We start from the raw sequence: 14,276 nt of genomic DNA, 5'->3' as shown, positions 1-14,276 counted from the left end.
AGTCGTTTTTCAGATTGAATAAAAGGAGGCTATAGGCCTCCTTTTTTATTTTAAAATGAGAATGCTGCTCCAGCTTTCCTCCTCCGCTCCTGCGGAGCTACGGCGTGACAGGCCTCCTTCCGCCGAGAACTTGTCAAATAGCGGACCTTGGTCCAAGTAACTAGAATCATTAAGAAATTTGAGTCCATTTTGAAATGCTCCTTGGAGACCGCAGGGTCTTTCGGGTATCCTTTAAGGAATGGAGTTTATTAAAGAAACCGCTGTAAGCCAAAAACCTGTAAAAACGTGCGAGGATCTTTTGAATCGCATTCGTAGCTTTTATCCAAATGCGGATTTAAAAGTGATCGAAAAGGCTTACCTTTTTTCTGAAAAAGCCCATGAAGGTCAAATCCGTCGCAGTGGTGAGCCTTATATTTCTCATCCACTTTCTGTAGCAGCAATTCTTGCGGATCTTCATTTAGATTTAGATACCATCGCCTGCGGTTTACTTCATGACACTGTTGAAGATACAGCGGCAACGCTTGAAGATATTCGCCGTGAATTTGGTGACGTCATCGCGCACTTGGTGGATGGTGTTACTAAAATCGGTCAGATGAAATTTAAAAACAGTCATGAAAAACAAGGCGAAAATATTCGCAAGATGATCGTGGCGATGGGTAAAGATGTGCGCGTGGTGCTGGTGAAACTAGCAGACCGTTTGCACAATATGCGCACATTGAATTTCATGCCATTTGAAAAGCAAGAGCGTATTGCCCTTGAGACTTTAGAAATTTACACTCCTCTTGCAGGTCGCATGGGTATCAGTTCGTTAAAGACGGAACTTGAAGACCTGTGCTTCCGTTATTATCGCCCTGACATGTACTACCAACTTGTTCAGCAAATTAAGAAAACCGAAGCTGAACAAAATCGCTATATCGATGAAGTTAAAAGTTTAATTGCTAAAGAGTTGAATAAAGCAGGCTTCAAATACGAAGTGTTCGGCCGTTCAAAACACTTATGGTCCATCTATCGTAAAATGCAATCCCGTAACATCGATTACGATCAAGTTTATGACGTTCTTGCATTCCGCGTACTTGTAGGGAATGTGGCTGAATGTTACGCCGTACTTGGTTTAGTCCACTCTTTATGGAAGCCAATTCCGGGAAGATTTAAAGACTTCATCGCCATGCCGAAAGCCAATAACTATCAGTCTCTGCATACGACAGTGATCGGGCCTGGCGGCGAGCGTATCGAAATTCAAATTCGAACTTCTGAAATGCATTTGGTTGCAGAGCGCGGTATCGCGGCTCACTGGAAGTATAAAGAGCGCGGGAAAATGGGTGATGAATCCGATTTCCAACAAGCCAACTGGCTGCGCGATCTAGTGACCTTGCATCAGCAGACTCGCAATCCTGATGAGTTTCTTGATACCGTTAAGACCGACTTATTTGAAACGGAAATTTACGTATTCACTCCGACAGGGGACGTGCGCGAATTCCCAGAGGGTGCAACACCCGTAGATTTTGCTTACGCAGTTCACACCGAATTAGGGAACCGCATCGTCGGGGCCCGCGTGAATGGCAAAATGGTTCCATTAAAATATCAACTTCAAAACGGTGACACCGTTGAAGTGATGACATCTAAAACACAAGTCCCTTCCAAAGATTGGCTGAAGTTCGTTGTTACCAATAAAGCCAAATCAAAAATCCGTGCGTTTGTGAAAGAAGAGCAGCGTCGCCGCGCGATCATGCTTGGAAAAGAATTGGTTGAAAAAGAATTCCGTAAATTCGGAATGGCTGCAGTCAAATACATGAAAGGCCCGGCATTTGAGCAATATCTCAAAGATCATGGTCTTTCTGATGTCGATGAACTGTACGTCAACGTCGGATATGGAAAGGTTGAAACTCGCGTTTTAGTTGAAAGACTGACGCCAGAAAATATCGCTAAAGAAGCTGCGAAAACCGATGACACCACCTTTATGGAAAGGGTCATGCGCGCAGCCACTCAAAAAACACGGAAGACAAATTCCCTGATCAGTGTCGATGGCATGGATGACGTACTTGTGCATTATGCAAAATGCTGCCATCCGATTCCAGGGGATCCTATTGTTGGCTTTATCAGTCGCGGTCGTGGGATTACCATTCACCGCAGTGACTGCCGTAAAGCGTTTGAATTCGATCAACTTCGCAAAGTAGATGTGAATTGGAACGTGAAACAGGCCGGTGACGGACAAGAGCGCGTGGTGCGCTTAAAAATTATTTCTCAGGATATTCCAGGCCTATTGAAATCAATGTCTGAGGCTTTTGCTCAGCAGGGGATTAATATTCAAACAGCCCAAATCCGCACCACCAAAGATAAAAAAGCCGTCTGTCATTTTGAAGTGAGCGTTAAAGATGCGAGCCAACTCAACCAAGCTATCTATGAGATTCAAAAAATCAAAGGTATCATTGGTGTGACCCGTGTTATTCATTAATAGCAAACTAAAACTGCCAGATAAATTCCCGTTGATCTTCCCAGGTCTTACGCTGTTATTTAGTTTGCTGACGATGACGGGGTGGGTTTCTCATTCGCCACAACTGATACAGTGGACGTCAGACATGGGGTTGATGAAGTTCAACACTGCAATGGCTTTAGCACTTCTTTCCGTCACATATTTTTTAAAATGCAGTAATACGCGTATTTTATTTCATGGATTAGTTCTAATTTTAGCTTTGACGACAGGTTTGCAAATACCTTTAGGCATTGATGTCGGGATTGATACTTTATTTATTAATCCATTTACCTCTGACAGCTCAATCTATCCAGGTAGAATGGCAGCTAGTACAGTACTTTGTCTGACTTTGCTTTCTTTGGCGGGACTATTTTCTGGCGCAGGAATTGTTCGACAAATGTTGCGACTTGGATTTAGTTCCGGGGTTTTAGGGGTAAGCCTGATCTGCGCCTTTAGCTATGTATTTGACTACAACCCTGAATATGGTTGGGGCAGCTTTGGCCGAATATCAATGCAAGTTGCGGTTTGTCTTTTCTTTCTAGCTCTTGCAAACCTATGGATGATTAGGGGTGAGGTTCGCAGAAAATCTTCTAAAAAACTCGCGTTATTTCCAGGCTATGTTTTATGGTTTGGTGTCATTATCAGCGTACTCATTTGGCAGCTATTAGTTCTTCGTGATCAAGAGCGCAGCCGGGAGATGATTGACCACCAGGCGGAACAACTTAAATCTAATATCGATAAAACCCTGATTCCGATCGAAAAAGGGTTAGAGCATCTTGCGCGCCATGTTTCCAATGAAAGGGATAGAACTCATTGGAACTCTGAAGCCTTGCATTTTGTGAAAGATTTTAAGGGCGTTGTAAGAGTGTTCTTTGCGGATAAGGATTCTGTAATTCGGTGGAGATATCCAGACGAGAATAATACACCCAAAAATGTGAACCTTAATGAACGCCATTTAGCCTTAAAGGAACAAATCGAAAACATACAAAACTACAAATCGGCTTTCATTACAGAGGTTTTCGCGCGCAACACGGGTGAAAAAATTTCTGTGCTTTTCGTTCCGGTGTATAGAAATAACCACTATGTCGGCGCAGTAGGTGCGACTATTTTAACAGATATATTCTTCTCGCATCTTTATCCAGCAAATGGATATAACTTTTCAATTCTTGAAAATAACGCTGTCGTATTTAACCAGGGCACTATCGAGTCAGTCTTTCAACGAGAGTGGCAAGAACAAAGTGAGTATCGCAACTTCGGTGCTAATTGGACTATTATGGTTGTCCCTTCCCCGGCTGTCTTACGTCAGCATCTGTCGGCGCTGCCAATGGCTGTTTTAGTATTTGGTTTTTCGATTTCCATCTTATTGGCCATTGCTTTAAATTTTTACTATTTATCAAAAGAAGCAGAGCAAAAATCAAGAGCAGCTTTTGAATGGACCAAGGCGGGTATGGATAGCATGCCAATGCTTATTATTTTTACGGATGAAAAAACCATTATTCGCGAAATTAACGAAACCGCATTAAAGATTTTGGAATACACGGCTGAAGAATTAAAGGGTAAAAAGTCCTTCTTTACGTTCTTAGATCCTGCAGAAGTAAAAGCTTTTCAAGATAGAATGGAAAAAGAAAAGAACGTAAAATTAGTGATCGATACTGACGCTGCAAACTATAATCCGGTTTTGCTAGAAACAGGCTTCCGTCATAGGTATCACAAAACCACCGAATGGACGTTCATTTCTAAATCCGGCAAACGCTATAACATGGTCGCAGCCGCAAGTGAAATTCTTGACGAAAACGGAAAAACTACGGGTTATCTTTCAGTCTGCGAAGACGTAACGCTTTTGCGTGAAAAAGAACGAATAGTTAAAGAACAAGAGCGTAAGATTTTAACTTCTTCCCGTATGGCTTCCCTAGGAGAGATGGCTGCGGGTATAGCTCATGAAATTAATAACCCACTAACAATCATGTCAGGTCACTTAGGGATGATTCGTCGTTTGATGAATCGAAAAGGAATTGCGGATCAAGATATTTACCAAAAAGTCGAATCTATGGAAATCGTGATTCACAGAATCGCAAAGATCATTCGCGGTATGCGCAGTTACGTGCATGACTCCGATGATGCGCAGTCCGAGATAACAAGAATTGAAACTTTAATCGAGGATACCTTGGTGTTCTGTCAGGATCGGTTTAAAAGTGAAGGTATTGATCTTTCAATACTTATAGAGCCTGATTTAACTTTAAAAATTCGTCCGGTTCAAATCACTCAAGTTTTGATTAATTTATTGAATAACGCCTCAGATGCGTTGGGCGAGCAAGAACATAAAAAAATCAGTATCAGCGCACAAAGAACAGTGGGCGGTATTGAAATCACTGTGACAGATAACGGCCCTGGAATTCCTGAGGATATCCGCCGTAAAATCATGGAGCCATTTTTTACTACTAAAGAAGTAGGAAAAGGTGTGGGCTTAGGTTTAAGCATCAGCCAAAGCATAATGCAGGCTCATAAAGGCGAGTTCTACTTAGACGAAAAACACCACGAGACTAAGTTTGTATTGTGGTTCCCAGATCACGAAAGTGCGTAAATTAAAGATTCCAAGCAAAGCCAGCACGAATCACAATCATGTGTGCTTTCACTGTCGAAGAAGGCGGGAACATGCTGTATTCCATACTGACGGGAATATAGTTTTTGCGATCCATTTGAATGTCGGTTCCGATGGCCGCGGTGCCGACTTGATTTGTAGAAATAGCACCTTCATCCAAAGCCGTGCTGGATTTTGAAATGGCCAAAAGATATCCCATGCCGCCGCCCAACCAAATACGGTATTTACCTTGAACCGGGTACCATTTAATCATGCCATAAAGGGAAAGATAGTTGATGTTGGCATCGCAGGCTGTGCTGGCTTCACAGGCCGCAGCGTTGGCTGTTCCTGCAACATTAAACTGTTCGATGGCTGCAGAGCCTCTGCCGATAAAATCCCTGGCAAAGACGTAGTCATAAAAGCTTCCGATACCGAAACCGTTACCGACCATGGCGGCAGAGGCCGTCACTGGAATTCCTAAGACCGTCGAAGAAACTTCAGCATCCATGGAATTTAAATGATAACTTCCTAAAACTCCGAACGAATCTTTTAAAGTGCGGTGAAAGCTTGTATCGCGGCTAGGGCGATCTTCTGTGTTTGTTTCATCAGTGGGATCCGCAGACATCTGTGAAGGCGCTTTGGCTTGCAAGGTGAAGCCGCTAGCGGCCTTTCCTTTTAAGATTTCCGCTAGGGCTTTGCTTCCTTTGATTTGCTTAATACGAATGATCCCTGTGCGTTTTTTAGAACCAGAATTAATAAGGTAAAATTCATCACCTTCAGTGACATCATCCCCTTGCAGGTCGATAAGAACTTTTTGTCCTTTCACGGCACTGACTGAAGCGGCAAAGCTTGAAAAACTCCAAAAGACCAATGCTGCAATTAAAAGGGGAGTTTTGAAATTCATCTTTTTCCTATTCTGCGGTCATGATGTTGTTTTCCAGTTCACGGATAAATTGTTCCTTGTACTGGTTCCAAACAGCTTCATCAGCAAATTCGTAAATGCAAGAGTGGGTTGATTTTTCAGAACGTTGAATGGCCTTAACTTCGATTTTATTATTTCTGTTTGTGCGCCAAATCTCTAAATCTGAATCAGCAACGATCAGTTCATAACTGTGATTGGGAAATTCTTCGTTCAGCCAGCTTTCAAGTTTGTTTTCTTTTTTGCAGCTAAGAAGTTGAAAAGAGGCGGCGGCGACTTTTCCTGGAGCGGCAGTTTCAAATTGTTTACGGCCATCAGATCGATATACGGTACAGCCGCTTAATAAAATTCCTAAAAGTGTTGGTACTAAAATGCACTTCATAGGTATTTAGTATAGGGGAAGCTTGATTGGATTTTAAATAAATAAAAAGCCCCGAAGATCTTTCGGGGCTTTGGACGCGCCCATGCTGCTTCAGCTTACGCGCCTGCCGGCGCTACAGCTCTGCCGGCTGCCGCCGACTTAGAACGGAATTTCGTCGTTAGAATCGAAGCTTGGTTCCGGGCCGAAATCTTGGAAGCCGTAATCATCGTTACCGCCACCAGAGTTCGAACGGCCTTGACCGCTTTCCGCTCCAGCAGAACCCAAGAATTGAACAGTGCTTGCTACGATTTCTGTCGTATAACGTTTTTGACCTTGTTGATCTTCCCAAGAACGAGTTTGAAGTTTACCTTCAACGTACACTTGGCGACCTTTTGAAAGATGTTTACCGCAGATCTCAGCAAGTTTGCCCCACACAGTAACTCTGTGCCATTCAGTGCGCTCTTGTCTTTGGCCATCTTTTACCCAAGATTCACTAGTTGCTAGGTTCAATCGCGCTACAGTACTGCCACTTCCGATAGCTTTAACCTCAGGATCAGCGCCTAAGCGGCCCACTAGGATAACTTTATTTACTCCAGACATATTTCCCTCCAAATCACTCCAACACCTTCGTTGGAGTACAAGGTGACTAACCTATTAAGTTTAAGAGTGAAGTCAATAAACTTCAGACTCGATTTATTTTGGTAGGGAAGGTGAGCAATTCTTAGGCAGACCCCTGATTCTATTTAAATTAACAGGGGTCTTAACAGCGATGCTGGAATCGGACTAACGCGCGGCCCCAATACTGGGTGGCATCATTGGATTTGTCGCAGAAACTTTAAACTTGTACTGAGCACCGTCAGTCGTCGGCGTTTTATAGCCATCGATGAAAGTTAAAAACAAAGCAGCTCTTTCTTGAAAGCTGCGTTTGGTTTTTAAATCCACTTCAAAATTATAAGCGCCGATTTGTTGGCCAAAACCGTTACCACGGTTCACGATAGTTAAACCGATATTGCCTTTGATGGTCCCGTAAACTTCATCACCGGGTTTGCCGATTGTTCCGTTTTCAATGACGAAACGGCCTGCGGCTAAGCGACCTTTAAGTTCAACGCTGCTTAACTTTAAATCCGGTAAAGTCAAAGGACCCATCGGCGTATTCACGTTCGATGGGGGTAGCTCAAACTTATTGATCGTCATATCAACTTCAACATCAGGTTGTTCTTGAAATGAAAGATCCGCAAGAGCGGTTGTTTGAAGATCTAATTGTCCTTTAAGTAAAACAGGCAGATTCGCCATCTCGCGAAGGTCATGTAATGAAATTTTCTTCGCAGTGACTTCAATCTTATGACGTTCAACGCCGTTTTCAGTTTTCGTGCCTTTGCCAACTTGAACGTCGACATCGCCTTTTAATAAACCTTTAGCAACAACATGACCGTAAGGCTTTTGCTGAATAAGACCCGTAACAGAAGGAGTAATAACAAGCTCTTCTGCTGACAATGCCGGGGTGCGAATGGATTCTATATAAACTTGGTCCATCTTCACGCCAGGAGTCGGGAACAGGCTCATTTTCAAGCGTTCAAATTGCACGTAAACGGTGTTGTTTGAAAATTTCGCCACTTGCGAAGAAATCAAATCACTTAAATCATCAAACGGAAAAAGAAAGAATAAAAATACCAAAGCTGAAAAGACCATCACAAAGATTTTGCCTTTTCCTTCTCTGATAATTTTTAAAAGACAGCGCAGTTGTTCCATTATTCTTCTCCGCCTTCGCTTTCTTGGTTGCGTTTTTTTAGACGGTCACGAAGTGAACCGCGTGAAGAAGGCGGTTCTGGAGCCACTTCCGGCGCCGCAGGAACAGCTAATGAAACAAGCTTATAAACCACATCAAAATAACGGCTGTCTTCGCGGTTTGCAGTGATCGCAAGATCTTTCAGTTTTACACTTGGATTGATGCTTTGAAACTGATAACCCAAATCTAAAACTTGGCGCAGGTTTAATTTAGCAAGACTTACTTGCACTGCACCTTCAGTCAGATTTTGCGGAATAACCTTAGAATCACTGTCTTGAACCTCGGTGCCTTTAATTTGTTCAGGCAAAAGATTCGCTGCACGCAATTGGTTATCTATATTAGAACGAATCATCTCTAACGGTGGCGCTTGGGGGATTTGCGGAACGTCTGAAGATTCACGGCTGACTTTTAAAAGTTCGCGAATCGTCATACGTTTGCTTTCGAATTCGCCAACTAAATCTTGAGACGTTGAAAAAGCACCGTAGGGGATTGATAGAATCGAAAACGCTACGACTGCAATCACTCCAGCGATTGTCACTTTTTGCATCACCGGAGTCATATTTTCGTAACGATCACGCAACTGATTATAAACGCTGCTATCCTGGATTCGATCCCAGGTGTTACGCGCATCAGAGATAAATCTATCTTTTAAATCGTCAAAATTCATCGTGTCACCTTTTGAATACCGCGATCGACATTAAAGCTGAAAGAAAATGCTGTTTTCCCTGGCAAGGCAGAAAGAGACGAGCGGCCTGCACTCACTTTCCCGTCGGAAGTAATATTAGCCAAGGCCTGCTGAAGAACGCTCAGCTCTTGCGCAGAATTAACATAACCTTGCATGGAAACTTGCGCATCTTGCACGTTTAACTGGTGGATATCCAGGGTCACTGCATTTTTAGCTGGGGTCGCATCATTGATTTTTTTAACGATATCAAGTGCCGAGTTCATATTCGCAACACTTGCTAAGGTTTTTAAATCCGACGCTCTTTTTTTATTTTCACGGATGTATTTACGAATACCATTTTCAGAAGCGTTTCGCCCCTTAAGACCGGCCACAGACTTAGCTTGGCTTTTTAAAACTTCTTGAGTGCGATCAGCAAGACTTACAGAAAAGGTTTCACGTAAGGAAGTGTAAACGAAAAGGACCACTAAAGCCGCTGTTGCTACTTTGATGGTGTGATTCCATTTTTCCCAGAAAAGCTTGAACTGTTGATTTTCTTTTGCGAACTCAGCGCGTAAGAAGTTGATAGGCGGGTTGCGGGGTTTTTTGAAACCTTCAAAGGCAAGACCCAAGGCAACGCCGGCCTTCGCTCCATTTGCAGCACTTCGTTCAAATTGAACGTTCGGTACTAAATCAAGAGTAGAAATTCGATTGACCGGAACTTCAAGAGCTTGGGTTAGGAAAGGTCCCACATTCTGAATTTGTGAAACGCCACCAGTTAAGCCAATGCTATCGATGTGGGCATTGAATTCACTTTTTAGTTCTAAAATAGAAAGTTGCAAATCGCGGGACATTTCACGAACACTTTTAGAAATCGTGTCTGAAAATGTCACTTGATCAAAAGTAGCACCTTGTTTGTTAGTCAGAATGAAGGCTTTGGTTTCTAATTCTCTAACCGCATCTAAGAAAGGGATTTCGTATTTTTTTGAAATCGCTTCGATGATGTTTTTGCCACCCCATAAAATGGATCTCACGGCGATTAAAGTGTTACCTTCAAAAGCGCTGACCAGGGTGCGGGTGTGCCCCATGTTCAAAACTAAGTTGATATGGCGAACTGGTTTATTTTCTTCATCATCTAACGAAATTGCTGGAGGAGTGATTGCCGGAGGAGCGTCATTCCAACGTTCAAAAACATTGGCTAAAGCAGTTCCCTCTGCAGAGATAATAAATGGATCAATTCCAGCATCGCCCGCACGTTGAATGGCATTAGCCACATGAACCTTCGGAGCAGCACAAGCTAGGACTTCTGCGCCACCGCCCACGGTACGAATGATTTTTGCGTCGAAGATCGCATTGTCAGATGAAAACGGAAGGTCTTCTTCTAATTCAAAAGCCAAACTTTTAGCGATTTTATTGCGGTCATTAAACGGGAAGAACTTATTACGAATGGCAACTCGGTCTTGGCGTAAAGCTAAGTTGATGCGTGTCTGATTTGGATCATAGTGAAGTAAAAAGTCGCGAAGGAATTCAATGATTTCAAGTTCTTGATCAGCGCCAGGAACGATGTTCAATGGTTTTTCGAAATATTGAGAGACAATGAATCCCTTTGAAGTGCTTTGCACCTCGACAATCTTAATGCTGCTTGAACCAATGTCGATACCGAGAGATTTCACTAACTTACTCCTCCATCCATAGAACGAGCTGTACGTCTGATTTTAGACGAGCCCGTCACGTAAGTATAGTTGAAACTGAAATCTCGGCGTCTTGGATGTTGGTCTAGGTGGTTATCTTTCGTTCCAGAAAACAATGCGCGGCGGCCCCTTGGCAATAGGGTCGGCTTTTTTGTTTTCGTCTTTTTTCTCGGGGGCCCCGCCCGGATTGCCTTCTTGATCCTTCTTTTCTTTATCGGTGAAGGTTTTGATTTTTGTGGCGGCTTTGTTTAAATCCATCACAATGGCAGTGATTTCTCTGGTAGAGCCTGCGAATTCCCCTGTGCTGATGATTTTAAAGTTCATCACTGTGTCGCACGTCATAGGGATGTCTTGAGGGCTCCCGACCAGTCTTGCGTTGCGGCCTTGTACGAAGCTCCAGAAATCTTGGCTGCCGCCGCTTGCGTCGCATTTAAAAGGGCCGCCTTCAGCTTCAGTTTCTCTGCGTTTGATAATGTCGCTAACGATTTCTTCCGTCATGCCGGGATCTAATGATTTTAGAACTTCTTTAGTCGCAAGGTTGGGATTGATGCCCTTCATGCCATAGATAGTGACCCTGGGAAGCATTAAGTTGTAAAGATCATCCGTCATGCCTGGGATCATGTGCAGTTCGCCCAGGGTTCTAAAGTTTCTATTCGGAGGGAAGTAATCAGTTTGAGCTTGGTTGTTCAGCTCGTTGAACTTAGATCTTTTATCGCCGCCATTAAATGATTGTGACTTCGGACTCATCCAATCGGCGATGCTATTTACTAATTCTTCAAAGCGATAATTGCCATAGGCGCGGCCGAACTCTTCATCTTCTAATTTTTTTTGCTCAAAGATGTTGATCAGCTGTTTTTTTGTGGATTCTTGTAAAACTTTGGAAGGGGAGTTTAAGTCGTTTAAATCGATCTTAGAACCTTCGTCTTCAATCGTCACAAGATAGCTTGAATCCATACTGGATTCGCTGAAGATTTTTTTGAAGCTGTCTTTGTCGACAGCATTCAGTTCGGCTGGAATTGGCAAAGGCCAGGCGAAGGGGAATTTCCAAATTTGGTCTAATAAAGGACTGTTGCCAAGTTGTGCGCCAAATTTACTTTGCGCTTGCTGATAAATCTTAATTCTCAGAAGACTTAGTTGCATTCCGGATTTTGCCGCATAATAAGCTTTCACGCGGTTTACGCCGGCAGAGTTTACTAGGTACTCAACACTGGAATCATAGCTCACTTCCATTGCGAAATACATGATCAGCATTAAGCAGGCGATGGCGATCATCAAAGCTATGCCGCGTTCGTTTTTTACAGGGCGTTGCAGATTATTGGAAATTGTTTTGAGTGCCTTGTAATCCATTTGATGATCCTCCTTCCTCAGGGTTGTTAGTGAAATGAATTGGAGCTACGACTTGCATTGAATATTTTTTTGCTTTGGCTTTTTGTTTTTTCTCTACCGTGATGGAAACTTCAACAGCCTGTGGGAATTTTCCTTTGGTCGCACCGTCACCTTGGGCATCGGTGCGCCAAGAATTGACCCAATCTTGTTTTCCTTTGCCGATATATTTTAATTTAAATTCAGTGACGTTTTCTAAAAGCACCACTTCATCGCCACCTTTGGTGACATCTAGATCAGCAAATGGTGAACTTCTGCGCCAAAGGCATTTCGACGAACCACCATCTTCCCTGACAGATTTACATTCTTTAAGGGAATAGCCCACTTCAACAAAGTCGGCTTGTTGCACGTTTCTTACTGTTCGAGCATTGTTCATAGTAACGAAACTGACGTTGTCTTCGTTGCCAATGAAATGAGTCACGGGATCCCGGCGTGGAACTTCGCGACGTTCCACCGCCTCTTGTGTTGGATCTATCGGAACGGGGGGAGTTCCCGGGGGATTTGTTGTCGTAGATTTTTTCTTAATGATTTGTTCAAGCTCTTTTTCAATATCGCGATAATGGAATGCCAAATTAATATCTCGCTCAACCAAGCGGACCGCATCACGCATTCTGGAAACATCATCGATTTGATCTTGAAGTTTGACCTTAGCTTTGATCGCTTGAGAAATAGATTGGGCCGTCAGGATCGTCAGTGTACTTAAGATCGCAATCACGATCATAAGCTCGATCATCGTAAAGCCTCTGGCGCGAGGGGAAGTGAAGCGAATCACATTCCAACTCCCCCTGGGATGCCAGGCATAGGAAGTTCTTTATTGTAATCTACAAAGTATTGGGTTGCGGAAAATTCTAAAGGTTTTTTCGCGCCCTTATAGATGATAGTCACCTTAACTTCTTTGATGGATTTGCTAAGATGCTCTGTCAATGCCTTCATGATTGTCATCGTCAGTTCATCGGTGTTTTCAGTTTGTGCCGCAAGGGTCGCTGAAAAATCGGGGACTTCAAATTCCTTGGAAGTCATCTTCCAAGAATATTGGGAATACTGTTCGCCGAAATCGTCTTCTTTTTCTTCCGGAATAGAATCCAGCGGTTTTCCCGCATACTCCATTTCTACTTCAATCATTTTTCGTTCTAAAAGGGCAGCGACTTCGGTAGAAAGCTGGGTTTTCTTTACGCGCATGAAACTGCCGCTCCAGGAATTTGACAAAAGCAAAAGTCCCGACGCTAGGATGACCATGGCCATCACTGTTTCTACTAACGTAAATCCATTATTCTTTCTAATCACCGTTGAATGTCCTTTAACGATTGAGCTTTCTCTATGATATCAGCTTGACCCGTTAAAGGATTAAAAACAAGAGTCCATGTTAATTTATTTCCATCGGTGATTTGTATGGCAGCGGCTTCTACAAAACCTTCCGGGAAAAAGTGGACATAGGCTGTGCCCGATGTCATAGGACTTTTCATATTGATGGTTTCTACAGAGCCAAATCGTAAACCACGCGGCAAAGTTTTTTCTTTTCCGATGGATTTATCGATTTGAAAAAGCGGAGGTGGAGCATCCTCATCTTTGTCTTCACTTTTTTCTTGGGCTTTTTCGTAGGCCTCAGGATCTACAGGCTGTGGACCACTGGCGCGTTCGACCCAATATTTTTCATCTTGGGGATCCATATTAATAACGATGCGATAAGTGGAATTTGTAAGGCGGGCTTTGTTGCGAACTTCTTTACTTAAAACAATGAAGCTGCGAGCGACATTTTTGATATTGCCTTCTTTTCGCAAAAGGCGGGGGGCCCCGACAACGATCAGTGCTGCTAGAATTGCCAGCACGATCATGATTTCAATCAACGTGAAGCCCCGATTCGATCTCATTTAGACCTACTGAACGTCGTCTAAAGTGATGTCCTTATCGTTTCCAGAACCACCTTCGCGTCCATCCTTACCGAAAGACTTAAGGTCGTATTCAGAACCTTCAACGCTGTAAACAAGTTCGTTTCCGAATGGATCTTTAAGATCTTTTTTGTAGTAAGGTTCTGGTCCCCAGTTCGAGCAATCAGCGTCTGCTTTTGATAGACCTTCAAGGCTTTGTGGGTATTTACCGCAATCAGTGTAATACATTGAAAGTGCATTCACGATTTGAGTCATTTGAATTTTAGCTTCTTTCACTTTGGATTTATCCAATTGTCCCGTGATGTTGGGAAGAAGAAGAGCTGCGATACTGCCGATGATCGCAAGTACGATCATGATCTCGATAAGAGTCATACCCTTGCGGTTTCTAAGAACAAACATGTGTACTCCTTAGTTAAGTCACTAAATCAGGCTTAAAGCGTAGCAGGGAACTATGAGGAGGTAAAGAATTGTGCCTGTAATGACGTGCGTAATCTGCTTTAGCTTCCGACGCTGGCCTACACTCCGACTTCGTCGGAGTACA

At 43.2% G+C, this 14,276-nt stretch carries 13 protein-coding genes; 2 read left to right on the top strand and 11 right to left on the bottom strand.

Translation table 11 applies throughout. From position 1 onward, the window contains the following. The first annotated feature begins 238 nt into the window (after positions 1–238). Together MNR06_RS05185 and MNR06_RS05180 are read left to right on the top strand one after the other, a co-directional pair. The gene (locus tag MNR06_RS05185; RefSeq protein ID WP_243539577.1) at positions 239–2,452 is read left to right on the top strand and encodes a RelA/SpoT family protein; all 2,214 of its coding nucleotides are present in this window, start codon (positions 239–241) and stop codon (positions 2,450–2,452) included. Next, positions 2,439–5,051, top strand: a complete 2,613-nt coding sequence (locus MNR06_RS05180; RefSeq protein WP_243539575.1) for an ATP-binding protein — start codon at positions 2,439–2,441, stop codon at positions 5,049–5,051. Before MNR06_RS05185 ends, MNR06_RS05180 begins: the two co-directional genes overlap by 14 nt. A 1-nt stretch (position 5,052) precedes the next feature. On the opposite strand, the gene MNR06_RS05175 is transcribed toward MNR06_RS05180, so the two are convergent. From MNR06_RS05175 to gspG, 11 genes are all read right to left on the bottom strand, one after another. Beyond that, positions 5,053–5,952: a hypothetical protein gene (locus MNR06_RS05175; protein ID WP_243539566.1), complete on the bottom strand. Its 900-nt coding sequence runs from the start codon at positions 5,950–5,952 to the stop codon at positions 5,053–5,055. Positions 5,953–5,959: 7 nt separating this feature from the next. Next, a complete protein-coding gene (locus MNR06_RS05170; RefSeq protein WP_243539558.1) occupies positions 5,960–6,349 on the bottom strand; it encodes a hypothetical protein in 390 nt (129 codons plus the stop codon). A gap of 138 nt (positions 6,350–6,487) precedes the next feature. Further along, the gene (locus tag MNR06_RS05165; protein WP_243539556.1) at positions 6,488–6,928 is read right to left on the bottom strand and encodes a single-stranded DNA-binding protein; all 441 of its coding nucleotides are present in this window, start codon (positions 6,926–6,928) and stop codon (positions 6,488–6,490) included. Between the two features lie 183 nt (positions 6,929–7,111). Beyond that, a complete protein-coding gene (gene gspN / locus MNR06_RS05160) occupies positions 7,112–8,077 on the bottom strand; it encodes a type II secretion system protein GspN (protein WP_243539554.1) in 966 nt (321 codons plus the stop codon). After that, positions 8,077–8,781 carry a hypothetical protein gene (locus MNR06_RS05155; RefSeq protein WP_243539552.1) on the bottom strand — a complete coding sequence of 235 codons (705 nt, stop codon included), beginning with the start codon at positions 8,779–8,781 and terminating at the stop codon, positions 8,077–8,079. Before MNR06_RS05155 ends, gspN begins: the two co-directional genes overlap by 1 nt. Further along, complete coding sequence (gene pilM / locus MNR06_RS05150) at positions 8,778–10,448, bottom strand: pilus assembly protein PilM (protein ID WP_243539544.1); 1,671 nt, start codon at positions 10,446–10,448, stop codon at positions 8,778–8,780. The genes MNR06_RS05155 and pilM overlap by 4 nt, the downstream gene beginning before the upstream one ends. 111 nt (positions 10,449–10,559) lie before the next feature. Then, positions 10,560–11,813, bottom strand: coding sequence for a type II secretion system minor pseudopilin (locus MNR06_RS05145; protein ID WP_243539543.1), 1,254 nt, complete (start codon positions 11,811–11,813; stop codon positions 10,560–10,562). Further along, positions 11,779–12,621, bottom strand: a complete 843-nt coding sequence (locus MNR06_RS05140; protein ID WP_243539541.1) for a type II secretion system protein GspJ — start codon at positions 12,619–12,621, stop codon at positions 11,779–11,781. The genes MNR06_RS05145 and MNR06_RS05140 overlap by 35 nt, the downstream gene beginning before the upstream one ends. Further along, positions 12,618–13,133 (bottom strand): type II secretion system protein, encoded by a 516-nt coding sequence (locus MNR06_RS05135; protein ID WP_243539538.1) that lies wholly within the window; start codon positions 13,131–13,133, stop codon positions 12,618–12,620. The genes MNR06_RS05140 and MNR06_RS05135 overlap by 4 nt, the downstream gene beginning before the upstream one ends. Then, entirely contained in the window at positions 13,130–13,717 is a 588-nt protein-coding gene (locus MNR06_RS05130) for a pilus assembly FimT family protein (RefSeq protein WP_243539537.1), read from the bottom strand. The genes MNR06_RS05135 and MNR06_RS05130 overlap by 4 nt, the downstream gene beginning before the upstream one ends. A gap of 6 nt (positions 13,718–13,723) precedes the next feature. After that, a complete protein-coding gene (gene gspG, locus MNR06_RS05125; RefSeq protein ID WP_243539535.1) occupies positions 13,724–14,134 on the bottom strand; it encodes a type II secretion system major pseudopilin GspG in 411 nt (136 codons plus the stop codon). Positions 14,135–14,276 lie beyond the last annotated feature (142 nt).

It is taken from the genome of Bdellovibrio reynosensis (assembly GCF_022814725.1).
Classification (GTDB): Bacteria; Bdellovibrionota; Bdellovibrionia; order Bdellovibrionales; family Bdellovibrionaceae; genus Bdellovibrio; species Bdellovibrio reynosensis.
Note: the sequence above shows the minus strand (reverse complement) of the source record. Positions and strands in the feature narration are given on the sequence as shown.

What these genes read in the sequence shown, in the direction of transcription:
- gspG (WP_243539535.1), bottom strand. Translation starts at nt 14,134, where the DNA reads ATGTTTGTTCTTAGAAACCGCAAGGGTATGACTCTTATCGAGATCATG.
- MNR06_RS05155 (WP_243539552.1), bottom strand. Translation starts at nt 8,781, where the DNA reads ATGAATTTTGACGATTTAAAAGATAGATTTATCTCTGATGCGCGTAAC.
- MNR06_RS05145 (WP_243539543.1), bottom strand. Translation starts at nt 11,813, where the DNA reads ATGGATTACAAGGCACTCAAAACAATTTCCAATAATCTGCAACGCCCT.
- MNR06_RS05165 (WP_243539556.1), bottom strand. Translation starts at nt 6,928, where the DNA reads ATGTCTGGAGTAAATAAAGTTATCCTAGTGGGCCGCTTAGGCGCTGAT.
- MNR06_RS05185 (WP_243539577.1), top strand. Translation starts at nt 239, where the DNA reads ATGGAGTTTATTAAAGAAACCGCTGTAAGCCAAAAACCTGTAAAAACG.
- gspN (WP_243539554.1), bottom strand. Translation starts at nt 8,077, where the DNA reads ATGGAACAACTGCGCTGTCTTTTAAAAATTATCAGAGAAGGAAAAGGC.
- MNR06_RS05170 (WP_243539558.1), bottom strand. Translation starts at nt 6,349, where the DNA reads ATGAAGTGCATTTTAGTACCAACACTTTTAGGAATTTTATTAAGCGGC.
- MNR06_RS05130 (WP_243539537.1), bottom strand. Translation starts at nt 13,717, where the DNA reads ATGAGATCGAATCGGGGCTTCACGTTGATTGAAATCATGATCGTGCTG.
- MNR06_RS05175 (WP_243539566.1), bottom strand. Translation starts at nt 5,952, where the DNA reads ATGAATTTCAAAACTCCCCTTTTAATTGCAGCATTGGTCTTTTGGAGT.